We start from the raw sequence: 15,883 nt of genomic DNA, 5'->3' as shown, positions 1-15,883 counted from the left end.
AACTTGCCTATGCTGCCCTGTTGATCCTGATGTTCGGCCTCAGCACCGGCTGGATCGTGGGGGGCTGAACGCATGGCACAGCGTTACGGCGGCAAACACAGCCCCGGCAGCGAAGCCGGGCCGCACAACTCCGAACCGCAGCAGTCATACCGCAATGCCCAGGTGGACCCGGTCGGAGTGCGCGCCAACGTGTTGTTTGTGCCGCCCGCCATCCTGACATTGATGTCCTTGAACGACGGAGCCACCGGGCTGGCGCTGGGGCTGATCGGGGCAGGCCTGTGGACCGGCGGCGCCTTCCTGCTGCGCGAAGGACTGAAGGCCGAAGCAGCCTATGCCGCCCGCAAGGTGGCGCGCAAACCCGCCCTGCCCCGCAAGATCCTGGCGGCGCTGCTAACCGGCGGCGGCGCGGCGCTGGCGGCGTGGAAGGCCGAACCCGGCATCCTGATTGCCGCCGTTTACGGCACCGCGGCAGCGGGATTGCACATCACCGCCTTCGGCATCGACCCGCTGCGCGACAAGGGCGTTAAAGGGGTCGACGATTTCCAGCAGTCCCGGGTGGCCCGCGCGGTGGATGAAGCAGAGCAAAGCCTGGCCGCCATGAAGGATGCCGCCCTGCGCGCCCGCGACCGCAAGATTGAAGCGCGGGTGGAGCAGTTCCAGTCCGTCGCCCGCGAGCTGTTCCGCACGGTGGAGGAAGATCCGCGCGACCTGACCGCTGCACGAAAGTATCTGACCGTCTATTTGCAGGGCGCCCGCGATGCGACAGTGAAATTCGCCGACATCTATGCCCGCAGCCAGGACGCCCAGGCCCGCACCGATTACCTGGCGCTGCTGGACGATCTGGAACAGAATTTTGCCGCGCGCACCCGCAAGATGCTGGTGGAAGACCGCACGGATCTGACCATTGAAATTGATGTGCTGCGCGACCGTTTGCAGCGTGAAGGGGTCCATCTGGACCGCAACTGATTAGCGAGGAAGCCTTTCATGTCCGACTCCATCCAACAAAAGGCCGCTGAGGCCGAAGCCCTGGTCAAAGAGGTCGCCGCCATCGAGCTGCCCGAACCCGTGGCAGACGTGCAGCCGCTGGAACAGGCTGATGAACCGACCAGCGAGGCGATCCGGCTGCGGATGGACCAAATCGACATGGGCGAAACCAATTCGATTATCCATTTCGGCTCAGCCGCGCAGGAAGAGCTTCAGACCATCAGCCAGGCCATGCTCGCCGATGTGCGCAACAAGGATGTGGGACCTGCGGGCGATTCCTTGCGCAATATCGTGGCCGCGATCCGCGGGTTTTCGGTCTCAGAACTCGACGTCCGCCGCAAGCCGACCTTCTGGGAGCGGCTCCTGGGCAAAGCCACCCCGTTTGTGAAATTCACCGCACGGTATGAAACCGTGCAGGGGCAGATCGACAGGATCACCGATGACCTGCTTGGACATGAACATACACTGTTGAAGGACATCAAGTCGCTCGACCTTCTGTATGAAAAGACACTGCAATTCTACGATGAACTGGCGCTCTACATCGCGGCTGGCGAAGCCAAGCTGGCAGAATTGGACGGCACCGCGATCCCGGCCAAGGAGGCCGAGGTGCAGGCCGCGCCCGAAGATGACCAGGTGATGAAGGCGCAGGAACTGCGCGACCTGCGCGCCGCCCGCGATGATCTGGAACGCCGGGTGCATGACCTGAAGCTGACCCGCCAGGTCACCATGCAGTCGCTGCCCTCAATCCGGCTGGTGCAGGAGAACGACAAATCGCTGGTGACCAAAATCAACTCGACCCTGGTGAACACCGTGCCGCTGTGGGAGACGCAGCTGGCGCAGGCACTGACCATCCAGCGTTCGGCCCAGGCCGCCGCTGCAGTGCGCGACGCCAATGACCTGACGAACGAACTGCTGACTTCCAACGCCGCGAACCTGCGCCAGTCGAATGAAATGATCCGCCAGGAGATGGAGCGCGGCGTCTTTGATATCGAAGCGGTGAAACAGGCCAATGCGGATCTGATCGGCACCATTCAGGACAGCCTGCGGATCGCCGACGAAGGCAAGGCCAAACGCGCCGCCGCCGAATCCGAGCTGCAGAAGATGGAAGCCGAGCTGCGCGACACGCTGGCCGCCGCCAAGGCGCGCCGTGACGGGGTGGGCGACACTGCCGGCACTGCGGTCCCGGGCTGAAAAAGGTGGCGGGGTTGCACGCATTCAGATCCGTTTGCAAAGCCGGGGCGGCCCTTGCCGGGCTGGCTGCGCTCACGGCCTGCTTGCCCTTTGATCAGGCGGAATCGCTGGTGCCCAGGGCGCGTCCCGCGGTACCGCAGCCTGCGGTTTACAAACCTTCTGCCGACAGCGCCCAGTTAGCCTACTATTACAACGCCCTGCAGCGCGACCTGCTGACCCGCGGGCTGCTGCGCACGGATGGCGGTGGACCGGACACGCCTTATGACGCCGAGGATCTGGCCAGAAGCTTCGAGGAACTGGCCTTTTACGACGAATACGGCGGCTCGGGCATCTCCGGCGGCCTGGGCCGGTGGGCCGGGCCGGTCAGGATCGCGGCAGAATTCGGCCCCTCGGTGCCTGCCGGTCGGCGCGGGACCGACCGCGACACAGTCACCGGATACGCGGCGCGGCTGGCTCGGATCACCGGCCATTCCATCAGCACCGTCAGCGGCAGGGCCAATTTCCATGTGATCTTTGCCAGCCTTGACGACAGCGCCTTTGTCGCCGAGCGGGTGCGCGAACTGCTGCCCGCGATCAGTGCCCGCGACCTGTCGCTGCTGGCCGCACCGCCGCGCAGCTTTTACTGCCTGGTGGTGGCCGGCGGCCCGCAAAGCGATCCGCTGTCTTACACCCGCGGGGTGGCCCTGATCCGCGCCGAACACCCCGACCTCGTACGCAAAAGCTGCGTGCATGAGGAAGTGGCGCAAGGTTTGGGCCTCAGGAACGACAGCCCGCGCGCGCGCCCCTCGATCTTCAACGACGACGACGAATTTGCGCTGCTGACCAGCTTTGACGAAAAGCTGCTGCAGATGCTGTATGATCCAAGACTGAAAGCAGGGATGCGCCTGGAAGAGGCCCGCCCCCTGATCCGCATTCTCGCCCGCGAGGCGATGGGCCAGGAACTATAGGCCGCCAAAAGAAGAGGACCGCACATGGGTATTTTCGATTTTCTCAAAGGCGAATTCATTGATGTCATTCACTGGGTGGACGACACCCGCGACACCATGGTCTGGCGGTTCGAGCGCGAGGGGCATGAGATCAAATACGGCGCCAAGCTAACGGTGCGCGAGGGCCAAGCGGCTGTGTTCGTACACGAGGGCCAGCTGGCCGATGTGTTTACCCCCGGTCTCTACATGCTCGAGACCAACAACATGCCGGTCATGACCACACTGCAGCACTGGGACCATGCCTTCCAGTCGCCGTTCAAGTCGGAAATCTACTTTGTCGACACGACCCGGTTCAGCGACCTGAAGTGGGGCACCAAGAACCCGATCATCTGTCGCGATCCGGAGTTCGGACCGGTCCGGCTGCGCGCATATGGCACCTACACGATCAAGGTAGCCGACCCGGCGCGCTTCCTGTCTGAGATTGTCGGCACCGATGGTGAATTCACTATGGACGAGATCTCCTATCAGATCCGCAACATCATCGTGCAGGAGTTCAGCCGCGTCATCGCAAACTCCGGCATTCCAGTGCTGGACATGGCGGCCAATACCGCCGACTTGGGCAAGCTGGTGGCGGCAGAGATTTCCGGCACGCTGGCGGACTACGGCCTGATGATGCCGGAGCTTTACATCGAGAACATCTCGCTGCCCGCCGCGGTGGAGGAAGCCATGGACAAGCGCACGCAGATGGGCGTGCTGGGCGACCTCGGCCGCTACACGCAGTTTTCAGTGGCGGAGGCAATGACCGCCGCGGCCAAGACCCCGAACAGCGGCATGGGCGCCGGTATGGGAATGGGCATGGGAATGGCGATGGCGCAGCAGATGGGCCAGGCGCTGCAGGGAGGCGGGGCTTCTAAGGCAGCGGGTCAGCCGTCCGGGCCATGGGGCACGCGGCCCGAACCCGCTGCGCCGCAGCCGGCGGCGCCCGTGGCACCGCCCCCGCCGCCGGTGGAGCACGTCTGGCACATCGCGGTGGACGGGCAGACCTCCGGCCCCTTTTCCAAAGCGCGGATGGGCCGGATGGCCCAGGATGGTACCCTGACCCGCGAGACGCACGTCTGGACCCCCGGCCAGGACGGCTGGAAACGCGCGGGCGAGGTGATGGAGCTGGCACAGCTTTTCACTATCCTGCCGCCGCCTCCGCCACCGCCCGCACCGCCAGCCGGGTAACACCGCCGCAGGGCAGCCGGTAGCTGCCCCGTCCCTTCCCGACTGACACTGCCCGACAGGTTGCCTCCCCGTGACGATGCCCCCGCCGCCGACCGCTGAAACTGTGCCTGCTCCCGCCGGCGAAACCCACCGCTTCCCATGCGAGAACTGCGGTGCGGATTACACCTATGACCCGGCTTCCGGCACGCTGGTCTGCGGCCATTGCGGCCATAGCGAAAACATCCGCAGCGGCCCCTGGAAAGGCAGCGCCCTGCAAGAGCTGGATTTCCGCGCGGCAGCGGCCGAGCAGCTGCCGGAAGCCGAGATTGAGGTTACCCGGGTCTCCACCTGCCCCAACTGTGCCGCGCAGGTGGAATTCGATCCGGACACCCACGCCAAAGAATGCCCGTTCTGCGCCACGCCCGTGGTGACCGGCACCGGCGTGAACCGGCATATCAAACCCAAGGGCGTGCTGCCCTTTGTGATGGAAGAACGCGCAGCGCACAAGGCGATGACGGACTGGTTGGGCGGCCTGTGGTTCGCCCCCAATGGCCTCAGGGAGTACGCCCGCAAGGGGCGGCGGATGCAGGGCATCTATGTGCCCTATTGGACCTATGACGCCCAGACCCGCAGCTCCTATTCCGGCCAGCGCGGCACCGTTTATTATGTGACCGAGACCTTCCAGCAGGACGGCAAAACCAAGACCCGGCAGGTTGCCAAGGTGCGCTGGACGCCGGTCTCGGGCCGGGTGCAGCGGTTCTTCGACGACGTTCTGGTGCTGGCGTCCCAAAGCCTGCCCAAGCGATACACCGAAGCGCTGGAGCCCTGGGACCTGGCGCAGCTGGAACCCTATCAGCCGCAGTATCTGGCAGGGTTCCGGGCGGAGGCCTACACGGTGGATCTGGAGGCAGGCTTTGCCGAGGCCGGACGGAAAATGGACCGGGTGATTGAGCGCGACGTGCGGTTCGATATCGGCGGCGACCGCCAGCGAATTGCCCATATCGACACAAAGGTTTCCGAGGTGACGTTCAAGCACATCCTGCTGCCGGTCTGGCTTGCCGCCTATAAATACCGCGGCAAGACGTATCGGTTCGTGGTCAACGGCCAGTCCGGCCGGGTGCAGGGTGAGCGGCCATATTCGGCATTCAAGATTGCAGCCGCTGCGCTGGCCGCGGCGGCGGTAATCGCGGCCATCGCCTATTTTGCCGGACAGCGGTAGCAGCTATGCGCAGAGTAGGAGCTTGCAGGGTCCTGCCTCGCACTCCCGGCGGCTAGCGCAGGTAAACTTGCGCAGGCAAAACTGGAGCCAGTCTTCTTCTGGCTGTAAATATCCTGGGGTGAATTGGCCTGGGGCCAAGAGGGGCAAAGCCCTTTCTTCAGGCGCAAGTTTTCTACCAAGCCGCCGCTGATGTAAGGAGAAAATACATGCGGGCACTCATTCAACGGGTCAGCGAGGCCTCGGTCACAGTTGACGGCGAGGTAGCCGGTGAAACCGGCCCCGGTCTGCTCGTGCTGATCTGCGCAATGGCCGGCGACAGCGAGGCGCAAGCTGACCAGCTGGCCGCCAAGATTTCCAAGATGCGGATCTTCAAGGACGAGGCCGGAAAAATGAACCTTTCGGTTCTGGATACCGGCGGCAGCGTGCTGGTGGTCAGCCAGTTTACCCTGGCGGCCGACACCCGCCGCGGCAACCGGCCCGGTTTTTCCACTGCCGCTGCCCCGGCCGAGGGAGAGCGGCTGTACGAATATTTTGCCGCCCGGCTGGCCGCACTTGGTTTGAAAACTGCAAAAGGTCGGTTTGGCGCCGACATGAAAGTCCGGCTGCTGAATGACGGTCCGGTGACCATCTGGATGGACACTGAACAGGCGTGACCCGCCGGTTCCGCCGCCGGCTGCAAGCATGCAGTGAACCGGCATTGGAACAGGTCTTGCAGTCGGCGCGCGGCGGCGCAGACTGCAAGGAAAACGGCGCTTTTGACCCGCAAAACACCGATTCTGTCACATGGCGGGCCAGCCACCTCCTTGCGGGCGGCAGATTCATAAATTTTCCGTCACGCCACCGCATTTTTATTTCCTGTCGCTTTCCAGTGGTTTTTTTGTTTCACACAGGACATAGAACGCAAAAGCGGCACCTTTCCCCAAAAAGGCGACGCCCGTTGTTCGCGCCCTGCCCGCCTGTGCAGGCGGCTTACCCGGTGTTGCGCTAATAGGGCTTGCGAGTTAGCGGTAAATACGCAAATCTTAAATCGTCAATCAAAAAAACAGGTGCCTCAGCGCCGTAATCAATCGGGAGAACTCAATGAACCGACATATGCAGTATCTGGCCACCCAGGCCGCGGCAGGAAAACTGTCGCGCCGCGACTTCCTGGGCAAGGCCGCCGCACTGGGCTTTACCGCCGTGTCCGCCAACCTGCTGCTGTCCACCGCTGCCAAGGCCGCCGGCCCGCAGAAGGGCGGCACCATCCGTCTCGGCCTGCAGGGCGGCTCAACCACCGACAGCCTGGACCCGGCGCTGGTCACCAACACCGTTGGCCTGATGGTCACCCGCCTGTGGGGTGAAACCCTGGTTGAGCTGGCCGACGACGGCGGCATCGAGGGCAAACTGGCCGAAAGCTACGAAGCCTCGGCAGACGCCAAGACCTGGACCTTCAAGCTGCGCTCCGGCGTGACCTACTCCAACGGCCAGAACGTCACTGCTGACGATGTGGTCAAAACCATGGAGCGCCACAGCGGCGAGGACACCAAGTCCGGCGCCCTGGGCATCATGCGCGGCATCAAGGACGTGCGCGCCGATGGCGACAGCGTTGTCTTTGAACTGGACAGCCCGAACGCCGACCTGCCCTACCTTCTGGCCGACTACCACCTGATCATCCAGCCGGGCGGCGGCAACGACGATCCGGCAGCCGCCATCGGCACCGGCCCCTATATCATGAAATCCTCCGACATGGGCGTGCGCTTCGTGGCCGAGAAGAACCCGAACTACTGGGGCGATCTGGGCAACGCGGACACCGTGGAAATCATCGTCATCAACGACGACACTGCCCGCGTCGCGGCGCTGCAGTCCGGCCAGGTGGATGTGATCGACCGGGTGCCGCCGCGCACCGCGAAACTGGTGGACCGCGCGCCGAACATCACCGTGCATTCGACCTCCGCGGCCGGCCACTATGTGTTCATCATGCATTGCAACACCGCGCCGTTCGACAACAACGACGTGCGTATGGCGTTGAAATACGGCATGAACCGGCAGGAAATGGTCGACAAGATCCTGAATGGTTACGGCACCGTGGGTAACGACACCCCGATCAACGCCTCTTATCCGATGTACACAGAGCTGGAACAGCGCCAGTTCGACCCGGACAAGGCGATGCACCACCTGAAGAAAGCCGGCCATGACGGCTCTATCCTGCTGCGCACCTCGGACAACTCCTTCCCGGGCGCACCGGACGCGGCGGCACTGTTCCAGCAGTCCCTGTCCAGCGCCGGCATCAAGCTGGACGTCAAGCGCGAGCCGAACGACGGTTACTGGTCGGAAGTCTGGAACGCCAAGCCGTTCTGCACCAGCTACTGGGGCGGCCGTCCGACCCAGGACCAGATGTTCACCACCGCCTACCTGTCCACCGCAGACTGGAATGACACCCGCTTCAACAACGAGCAATTCGACCAGATGCTGGTTGCCGCCCGCGGCGAACTGGACGTGGCCAAGCGGACGCAGATGTATGCCGACATGTCGACCATCCTGCGTGACGAAGGCGGCCTGATCTGCCCGATGTTCAATGACTTCGTTGAGGCGACCACCGACAACGTGGACGGCTTTGTCGAGGGCATCCCGGGCCAGGTTCTGATGAACGGCTATGCAGCCAGCAAGCTGTGGGTCAAAGCCTAATATGTCACCGATCGTAAAACTCCTGGCTCAGCGCATCGCGCTGAGCCTCCTTCTTTTGCTGCTCATCTCAATCGTGATCTTCGCCGGCACCATCGTTCTGCCCGGCGATGTTGCCCAATCGATCCTGGGGCAGTCGGCAACACCGGAGGCACTGGCCAACCTGCGGGCTGAGCTGGGCGTGAACGATCCTCCCCTAGAACGCTATTTTGCCTGGCTCTTCGGCGCCATGCAGGGCGACCTTGGCACCGCGCTGACCAGCGGCCAGGATATTGCCCAGGCTCTCAGCAGCCGTTTCTGGAACACCCTGTTCCTCGCCTTCTGGGCTGCCGTGGTTGCGGTTCCGCTGGCGATTTTCCTGGGCTTGCTTGCCGTCCGCTTCAAGGACCGCTGGCCTGACAAGCTGATCTCGGCCGTCACTCTGGCCTCGATCTCGATCCCCGAATTCCTCATCGGCTATGTGCTGATGTACTTCATCGCGGTGAAGCTGCGCTGGTTCCCATCGGTCGCGATGATCAACGACAGCATGAACCTCTTTGAAAAACTGGGCGCAATTGCGCTGCCGGTTGCGGTGCTGACCCTGGTGGTGCTGGCGCACATGATGCGCATGACCCGCGCCGCGATCCTGAACGTGATGCAGTCGGCCTATATCGAAACCGCCGAGCTGAAGGGCCTCAATGCCTTTCAGGTGATCTTCCGCCACGCCTTCCCCAACGCGATCGCGCCGATCGTCAACGTGGTGATGCTGAACCTCGCTTATCTGGTTGTCGGCGTCGTGGTGATCGAAGTGGTCTTTGTCTACCCCGGCATGGGCCAGTATCTGGTCGACCATGTGTCCAAGCGTGACGTGCCTGTTGTGCAGGCCTGCGGCCTGATCTTTGCCGCCGTCTATATCGGCCTCAACATGATCGCCGATATCGTCGCCATACTGAGCAACCCGCGCCTGAGGCATCCGAAATGAAGAATATCCCCATTTCCGCACTCATCGGGCTGTTCTTCACTGCCCTCTACTTCCTCGGCGCCATCTTTGCGCCGCTGCTGGCCCCCTACGGCGTCGGCGAAATCGTCGGCGATGTGTGGGAGCCCTCCAGCGCAGATTATCTGCTGGGCACCGACAACATCGGCCGCGACCTTCTCAGCCGGATGATCTACGGCGGCCGTACCACCATCTTCATCGCCACGGCTGCAACCGTGCTGTCCTTCACCCTCGGCTCCGTCCTCGGCTTCTTTGCCGCGGTGATAGGCGGTTGGGTCGACCAGGCGCTGTCGCGCTTTGTCGACCTGGTGATGTCGATCCCGACGCTGATCTTCGCGCTGGTTGTGCTGTCGGTTGCGCCGGTGACCATTCCGATGCTGATCATCGTGATGGGCCTCTTGGACGCCACCCGCGTCTACCGTCTGGCCCGGGCCGTTGCGGTCGATATCGAGGTGATGGATTACGTCGAGGCAGCCCGCCTGCGCGGCGAGAAAACCGCCTGGATCATCTTCCGCGAGATCCTGCCCAACGCGCTGTCCCCGCTGATCGCTGAAATGGGCCTGCGCTTCATCTTCGCGGTTCTGTTTGTCTCCACCCTGTCCTTCCTGGGCCTTGGCGTGCAGCCGCCCGAGGCTGACTGGGGCGGCATCGTGAAGGAAAACAAGGAAGGCATCGTCTACGGCATTCCTGCGGCCCTGATCCCGGCCTTTGCCATCGCCACCCTGGCGATCTCGGTCAACTTGGTCGCAGACTGGGTGCTGAACCGGACCACATCGCTGAAAGGAGGCCGCGGATGAGCGATGCCCTGTTGAAAGTCCGCGACCTGAAAATCGGCGCGACCGTCTATCCGCCCGGGGAACGCCCCCGCGACATCGAAATCGTGCACGGGGTCAGCTTTGACCTCGCGCCCGGCAAGGTCCTGGGACTGATCGGTGAATCCGGTGCCGGCAAATCCACCATCGGGCTGGCGTCCATGGCCTATGGCCGCGGCGGCGTGAAGATCACCGGTGGTGAAGTCTGGGTCAACGGCCGCGATGTCCTCAAGGGCAGCCACAAAGACATCCGCAAACTGCGCGGCGCCGAGGTGACCTATGTGTCGCAATCGGCGGCAGCCTCCTTCAACCCGGCCAAGAAGATCATGGACCAGGTGGTCGAGGCCGCGGTGGAGCAAAAGAAGTTCTCCCGCAAGGAGGCCGAGGCCCGCGCGCGGGTACTGTTTGCCAAGCTTGGCCTGCCGGATCCGGACAATATCGGCGAACGCTACCCGCACCAGGTGTCTGGCGGTCAGCTGCAGCGCTGCATGACCGCGCTGGCGCTGTGCCCGGAGCCGGATCTGGTGGTGTTCGACGAGCCGACCACCGCGCTCGACGTGACCACCCAGATCGACGTGCTGATGGCGATCAAGGAAGCGATCCGCGACACCGGCGTTGCCGCGCTCTACATCACCCACGACCTGGCGGTTGTGGCGCAGGTGAGCGACGACATCATGGTGCTGAAGATGGGCAACACGGTCGAATACGGCCATGTTGACCAGATCATCAACAACCCGCAGGAGGAGTACACCAAGGCGCTGGTCTCGGTCCGCTCCATCGAGCATGAGGAGAAGGCCCCCACCGCGGAGCCGGTGCTGAGCGTGCGCAACATCACCGCACGCTACAAGGGCACCCAGTTCGACGTGCTGCACAATGTGAACGTCGATCTGTATCCCGGCCAGACGCTGGCGGTGGTCGGCGAATCCGGCTCCGGTAAATCCACCCTCGCCCGCGTGATCACCGGCCTCCTGCCGCCGCGCGAGGGTGAGATCGAATTTGCCGGCCGCACTCTATCGCCCGACCTCAAGGGCCGCACCCGCGAGGACCTGCGCGAGCTGCAGATGATCTACCAGATGGCAGACGTGGCGATGAACCCGCGCCAGACCGTCGGCACCATCATCGGGCGCCCGCTGGAATTCTACTTCGGCATGCGCGGCGCGGAGAAGAAGAAGCGGATCATCGAACTGCTTGACGAGATCGAACTGGGCGAGAAATTCATGGACCGCTACCCGGCGGAGCTATCGGGCGGCCAGAAGCAGCGCGTCTGCATCGCCCGCTCGCTGGCGGCCAAGCCCAAGATGATTATCTGCGACGAGGTGACATCTGCGCTCGACCCGCTGGTGGCGGACGGCATTCTAAAACTGCTCCTGGATCTGCAGAAGATCGAGGATGTGGCCTATCTGTTCATCACCCACGATCTGGCAACCGTGCGCGCCATCTCCGACAATATCGCGGTGATGTATCAGGGCAAGGTGCAGCGCTACGGCGGCAAGTCCAAGGTGCTGAGCCCGCCGTTTGACGATTACACCGACCTGTTGCTCAGCTCCGTGCCGGAAATGAAGCTGGGCTGGCTGGAAGAAGTGATCGCCCACCGCAAAATGGAAAGCGCCGGCAACTGATTCCACCTTTGGATGTAAAGCCCCCGCTGCTCGCCAGCGGGGGCTTTTTCTTTTCAAAGATAGCAGATTTGTGTTATGTTATCGGTATCAGGGAGAATGCAGCGGCACCAGCTGCAAACAATAGATTAGCACTGAGCATGGCTGAACTGTGAGGCAAGCCAAACCGATTTTACCGGGCAGCATTGTTTTGACCTCGGTAACGGGAAGGACCCGCCATGACAGACTGGGCTATTCACGGCTTTGAAATAGCCAATTGCAACTGCGTCCCCGGCTGCCCTTGCCAATTCTCCCAGCTGCCCAATGACGGCACCTGCGAAGCAATGCTGACATTCCGCATCGACAAAGGCCACTATGGGGATACCGTACTGGACGGTCTGCTGGCAGCTGCAATCTACAAATGGCCAGGCCCGATCCACGAGGGTAACGGCGAGATGCAGATCATCATCGACGAAGGCGCCACGGCTGATCAAAAAGCAGCCCTCGAAGCAATTATGACCGGCCAGGACACCGAAGAATTTGCAACCATGTTCTTCGTCTTCAACGCCATGTGCACAACCAGGCACGAAACGCTCAGCGCTCCGGTTTCGCTGAGTTACGACGCAGAAACCGGGATTGGCCATGGCAAGGCAGGCAGCATAGGCGAAACCAAAGTCGAGCCGATTGCGCACATCGTGTCCGGAGCGCCGCATTCCGTGCAGATCAAGCTGCCGAACGGCTTCGAATACTCCGAGGCCTCCGTGTGCCAGGGCACGACCCGGACTCCCGGGTCCGCCATCCCCCTGGACAAGAACAACGGTACCCACGCCCATGTCGCCGAGCTGCACCTCACCGGCAAAGGCGTCGAGCGCGCGGCCTGACCTGCCATGGCCCAGGTGCAGCACATAAACGGCACAGCCGAACGCCTGGCCCGCAACGACCGCGCGGTGGTCCTGGGAGCTATTGGCTTTGTCGTGCTGCTCAGCGGGCTGTACACTGTTCTGGGCGTTGGCATGGACATGACCGCGGTTGAAATGACCCGTATGGCCCGCCCGATCGGAGATCCCATGGCGATGGGAACGGGAACGGCCTGGTCCCCTGGCTATGCGGTTCTGGTCTTCCTGATGTGGTGGGTAATGATGATCGCCATGATGACCCCCAGCGCAGCCCCGGTGCTGCTGCTGTTCACCGCCATCAAGAAGGCCGGGGCCGCGCCCGGCAGAGCGCCGCTTCTCAGCTTGCTGTTCCTAAGCGGCTACCTGCTCGTCTGGGCTTTCTTTTCTGCAATCGCCACTACGCTGCAGTGGCGGCTGGAAACAACGGGCCTGTCAAACGGCCCAATGATGTCGCTTAGCAGCCGTGCCCTCTGCGGTGCGGTCCTGCTGGCGGCGGGCGCCTATCAGCTTACCCCCTGCAAGCACGCCTGCCTAACCCACTGCCGTATGCCGGTGCAATTTCTGACCGCGCATAACCGCACAGGCTTGGATGGTGCTGTACTGATGGGCGCCCACCATGGAACATACTGTCTTGGCTGCTGCTGGGCCTTGATGCTCCTGCTGTTTGCCGGCGGGATCATGAACCTCTACTGGATCGCCGGGCTGGCGCTGTTTGTACTGGCCGAAAAGACCTTTCCCCACCCAAGGCTCTTTGCCTCAATATCCGGGGTTCTGCTCCTTGCAGCGGGCAGCTACGTGCTTTTGACCGCGTTCTGAGGCCGCAGCATGTGCCGGCAAATCCGCAACGCTGCCGTGAAAGTGCCGGTTTCCATCCGGTTCGCCGTTTTTTGAATGGCAATTCAAGAAACAGGCGCAAAGATACCCTCCCAAAGCCACCGCAAGGCAAAGGGATTCGGCATATGGACAACAAACTCCTCCTTATCATTCTGGACGGCGTGCCTTGGCGCAATTTCCGCCGCCTGTTCGGCAACCTAGAAGGCTGGATCGACAGCGGCGATGCCCGCGTCTGGAAACTGCGCAGCGTTCTGCCGTCGATCTCCGCCAGCTGCTATGCTTCGATCCACACTGGCGTGGCCCCTGCCATCCATGGCTGCACCGGCAATGCCAATGTGTTCCGCCTGAAGGAAAAGGATGTATTCAGCCAGGTCCGCGAGGCCGGCGGCGTGACTGGTGCTGTGGCGCACAGCTACTGGTCGTCTTTCTTCAACCGCCACCCGTTCGATTACGTGCGCGATATCGAATATGACGAGCCGGAAAGCAAGACAATCAACCATGGCCGGTTCCACACCATGACCGGCTACGGCAAGGACAACCAGATGACCCCGTCGGACGTCGATCTTTTCGGCACCCTGACCAACCTCTGTCTGCGCTTCGGCCTCGACTACGGCATGCTGCACACCTGCACGCTGGACAGCATGGGCCACCGGTATTTCCACGACTGCCAGGAAATGGACCACGCCTGTTTCGTGATGGACGAGATGCTGGCCCCCTTCATCACCCGCTGGCGCGATTTGGGTTATGAGGTGATCGTCACCGCCGACCACGGCCAGGACGAGCGCGGCCACCACGGCGGCCGCAGCCCGTTGCAGCAGGAAACTGCGCTGTATTACTTCGGCGAGGCTGACGGCCCCGATCATGGCGAGGTGATCGACCAGTGCCAGCTGGCCCCCACTATCCTCAACCGGCTGGGCGCGCCGATTGCCGCAACCATGAAGGCAGAGCCGTTCCTGAAATGACCTGAAACCGGCGGCAGTGTGCTAGTATGCACTCAGCCGCCGGTTTCAGATGTCAGGAATTTGCCATGAAATCCCTTGTTGCCCTGTTTTCGCTGCTCGCCGCTCCGGCGTTCGCCAGCGATGCCTGCCACGACCTGTGGTTCACCCGGAACGCAGTGATTGACCGCGCAGGATACTGTTTCGGCTCGCCCCTGGGCCAGGCGGTGTTCAACAACAGCGGCTGCATCGGCAAATCGGTCTCCCTGCCGCCGCAGGCCAAGCGCCTGGTCGCTGAGATCAAGCAGATGGAAACCCGCTTTGGCTGCCGGGTCAACAACAAGCAGACCTACCTGGATCTTGATGATCTGTTCCTGCGCTACCAGCTGTGGGATCTGCCAGTCCGGGATGAGTTCGAAGGCGCTTGCCTGGGCTGGCTGGGTCCGGTCCTAAGGCTGCGGGCGGGGCACAGGCCGGATGCCCCCCTGATCGGTCAGATCAGTCCGGGCGACTATGTGAAATTCTCCCACATCCCGGTGGGCAGCTGGACCTATGTCACGACCTCCGGCCCGGACTGGCGGGTTACCAGCGGCGGATGGCTGGACACATCGCGGTATCAGGAGCAGTGCCGGGACTTTGCCGGGTAGACAGCGCTACTCGTCGTAGGGCCAGATCCCCTGCCCCAGTGCCTCAATGGCGACCGAAATCCGCTCAAAACTGTCCCGCGCCCGGCCCACGGTGTGGCGCGCGCGCAGATAGCCGTGGATCAGGCCGGGCTCGTTGAGCCAGTACGCTTTGCCCCCATCCGCCAGGATGCGGTCGCGGTACTCGCGCGAGTCATCGCGGACGGGATCGCAATCCGCCGTCACCAGCACAGTCGGCGGAAGATTGGAAAAATCGCTGTCCGACAGCGGCGCAAACAGCGGATCCGCCATCGGCGGCGGCCCCTCGGTGCGGATCTCGGTATAGTACCGCACATCAACACTGGTCAGCATCGGCGCTTGCGCGTGTTCGATATATGACCCCTGTGTCATGTCGCCGCCAAAAACGCCGTAGATCAGCACTTGGCCCAGAATGGAATCGCAGCGGCCGCGTGCATAATGCGCCACAGCGGCGCAAAGATTGGCACCGGCGCTGTCGCCCACCAGGACAATGCCCTTGCCGTAACCGGCCTCCACCCAGCCCAGTACCACCCAGGCGTCCTCAAAGGCGGCGGGGTGCTTGTGCTCCGGTGCAAGCCGGTAATCCACCGCCACCACCCTATAGCCGGTCTGGACGCAGATCTCCGCGCAGACATCGTCGTGGCTGTCCAGCCCGCCGACGACAAAGCCGCCGCCGTGGCAGAACAGCACGGTGCGGGTCGGATCGCCCGCGGAGTAGACACGCACCGGCACGCCATTGGCCGACAGGTCCTCGACCGACACCACATCCGGCCGCGGCCCCCGGAACTCCAAAGCCATCGAATTGTAAATGCGGCGCTGCTCCTCGATGCTCATGTCAACGGCGTCATCGGGATAAAGCTCTCCGGTCTTCTGGATGAAGTCCCAGGTCTCCTCGTCGATTAGCCGTTCATAATCCATCTGCGAGCCTCCCTGCACGCTGGTTGTCCTGCGAGCCTAGGCAGAGTTTCCCGCAAATGGAATGC

Annotated in this window: 15 protein-coding genes; 14 read left to right on the top strand and 1 reads right to left on the bottom strand. The window is 62.7% G+C overall.

The genetic code is table 11. The annotated features are described in order from the left end of the window. Nucleotides 1–72 precede the first annotated feature (72 nt). The 14 genes from AC5STB_RS14120 (at nt 73) to AC5STB_RS14055 (ending at nt 14,885) form a co-directional block, all read left to right on the top strand. Nucleotides 73–966: a 5-bromo-4-chloroindolyl phosphate hydrolysis family protein gene (locus AC5STB_RS14120; RefSeq protein WP_495443444.1), complete on the top strand. Its 894-nt coding sequence runs from the start codon at nt 73–75 to the stop codon at nt 964–966. Between the two features lie 18 nt (nt 967–984). Next, nucleotides 985–2,175 (top strand): toxic anion resistance protein, encoded by a 1,191-nt coding sequence (locus AC5STB_RS14115; protein WP_495443443.1) that lies wholly within the window; start codon nt 985–987, stop codon nt 2,173–2,175. An 83-nt stretch (nt 2,176–2,258) separates the two neighbouring features. Continuing rightward, complete coding sequence (locus AC5STB_RS14110; protein WP_495443442.1) at nt 2,259–3,122, top strand: DUF2927 domain-containing protein; 864 nt, start codon at nt 2,259–2,261, stop codon at nt 3,120–3,122. 24 nt (nt 3,123–3,146) lie between these two features. After that, nucleotides 3,147–4,328 (top strand): SPFH domain-containing protein, encoded by a 1,182-nt coding sequence (locus tag AC5STB_RS14105; protein WP_495443441.1) that lies wholly within the window; start codon nt 3,147–3,149, stop codon nt 4,326–4,328. Between the two features lie 76 nt (nt 4,329–4,404). Continuing rightward, a complete protein-coding gene (locus tag AC5STB_RS14100; RefSeq protein ID WP_495444607.1) occupies nt 4,405–5,526 on the top strand; it encodes a TFIIB-type zinc finger domain-containing protein in 1,122 nt (373 codons plus the stop codon). A 206-nt stretch (nt 5,527–5,732) separates the two neighbouring features. After that, complete coding sequence (gene dtd, locus AC5STB_RS14095; protein WP_495443440.1) at nt 5,733–6,179, top strand: D-aminoacyl-tRNA deacylase; 447 nt, start codon at nt 5,733–5,735, stop codon at nt 6,177–6,179. Nucleotides 6,180–6,606: 427 nt separating this feature from the next. Then, nucleotides 6,607–8,190, top strand: a complete 1,584-nt coding sequence (locus AC5STB_RS14090) for an ABC transporter substrate-binding protein (RefSeq protein ID WP_495443439.1) — start codon at nt 6,607–6,609, stop codon at nt 8,188–8,190. Nucleotide 8,191: 1 nt separating this feature from the next. Then, the gene (locus AC5STB_RS14085) at nt 8,192–9,148 is read left to right on the top strand and encodes an ABC transporter permease (RefSeq protein ID WP_495443438.1); all 957 of its coding nucleotides are present in this window, start codon (nt 8,192–8,194) and stop codon (nt 9,146–9,148) included. Then, complete coding sequence (locus AC5STB_RS14080; protein ID WP_495443437.1) at nt 9,145–9,960, top strand: ABC transporter permease; 816 nt, start codon at nt 9,145–9,147, stop codon at nt 9,958–9,960. Before AC5STB_RS14085 ends, AC5STB_RS14080 begins: the two co-directional genes overlap by 4 nt. Beyond that, nucleotides 9,957–11,594 carry an ABC transporter ATP-binding protein gene (locus AC5STB_RS14075; RefSeq protein WP_495443436.1) on the top strand — a complete coding sequence of 546 codons (1,638 nt, stop codon included), beginning with the start codon at nt 9,957–9,959 and terminating at the stop codon, nt 11,592–11,594. The genes AC5STB_RS14080 and AC5STB_RS14075 overlap by 4 nt, the downstream gene beginning before the upstream one ends. 215 nt (nt 11,595–11,809) lie before the next feature. Then, nucleotides 11,810–12,451, top strand: a complete 642-nt coding sequence (locus AC5STB_RS14070; RefSeq protein ID WP_495443435.1) for a DUF1326 domain-containing protein — start codon at nt 11,810–11,812, stop codon at nt 12,449–12,451. Between the two features lie 6 nt (nt 12,452–12,457). After that, on the top strand, nt 12,458–13,282 hold the full coding sequence (locus AC5STB_RS14065; RefSeq protein ID WP_495443434.1) for a DUF2182 domain-containing protein: 825 nt from the start codon (nt 12,458–12,460) through the stop codon (nt 13,280–13,282). 143 nt (nt 13,283–13,425) lie between these two features. Continuing rightward, the gene (locus tag AC5STB_RS14060) at nt 13,426–14,262 is read left to right on the top strand and encodes an alkaline phosphatase family protein (protein WP_495443433.1); all 837 of its coding nucleotides are present in this window, start codon (nt 13,426–13,428) and stop codon (nt 14,260–14,262) included. Between the two features lie 65 nt (nt 14,263–14,327). Then, nucleotides 14,328–14,885, top strand: coding sequence for a DUF4453 domain-containing protein (locus AC5STB_RS14055; RefSeq protein ID WP_495443432.1), 558 nt, complete (start codon nt 14,328–14,330; stop codon nt 14,883–14,885). 6 nt (nt 14,886–14,891) lie between these two features. Here AC5STB_RS14055 and AC5STB_RS14050 read toward each other — a convergent pair whose 3' ends face one another. Next, complete coding sequence (locus AC5STB_RS14050) at nt 14,892–15,818, bottom strand: alpha/beta hydrolase (RefSeq protein ID WP_495443431.1); 927 nt, start codon at nt 15,816–15,818, stop codon at nt 14,892–14,894. Nucleotides 15,819–15,883: the final 65 nt, after the last annotated feature.

It is taken from the genome of Leisingera sp. CC-HEC093, assembly GCF_059429195.1.
The sequence above is the reverse complement of the archived record's forward strand: the minus strand, read 5'-3'. Positions and strand labels throughout refer to the sequence as shown.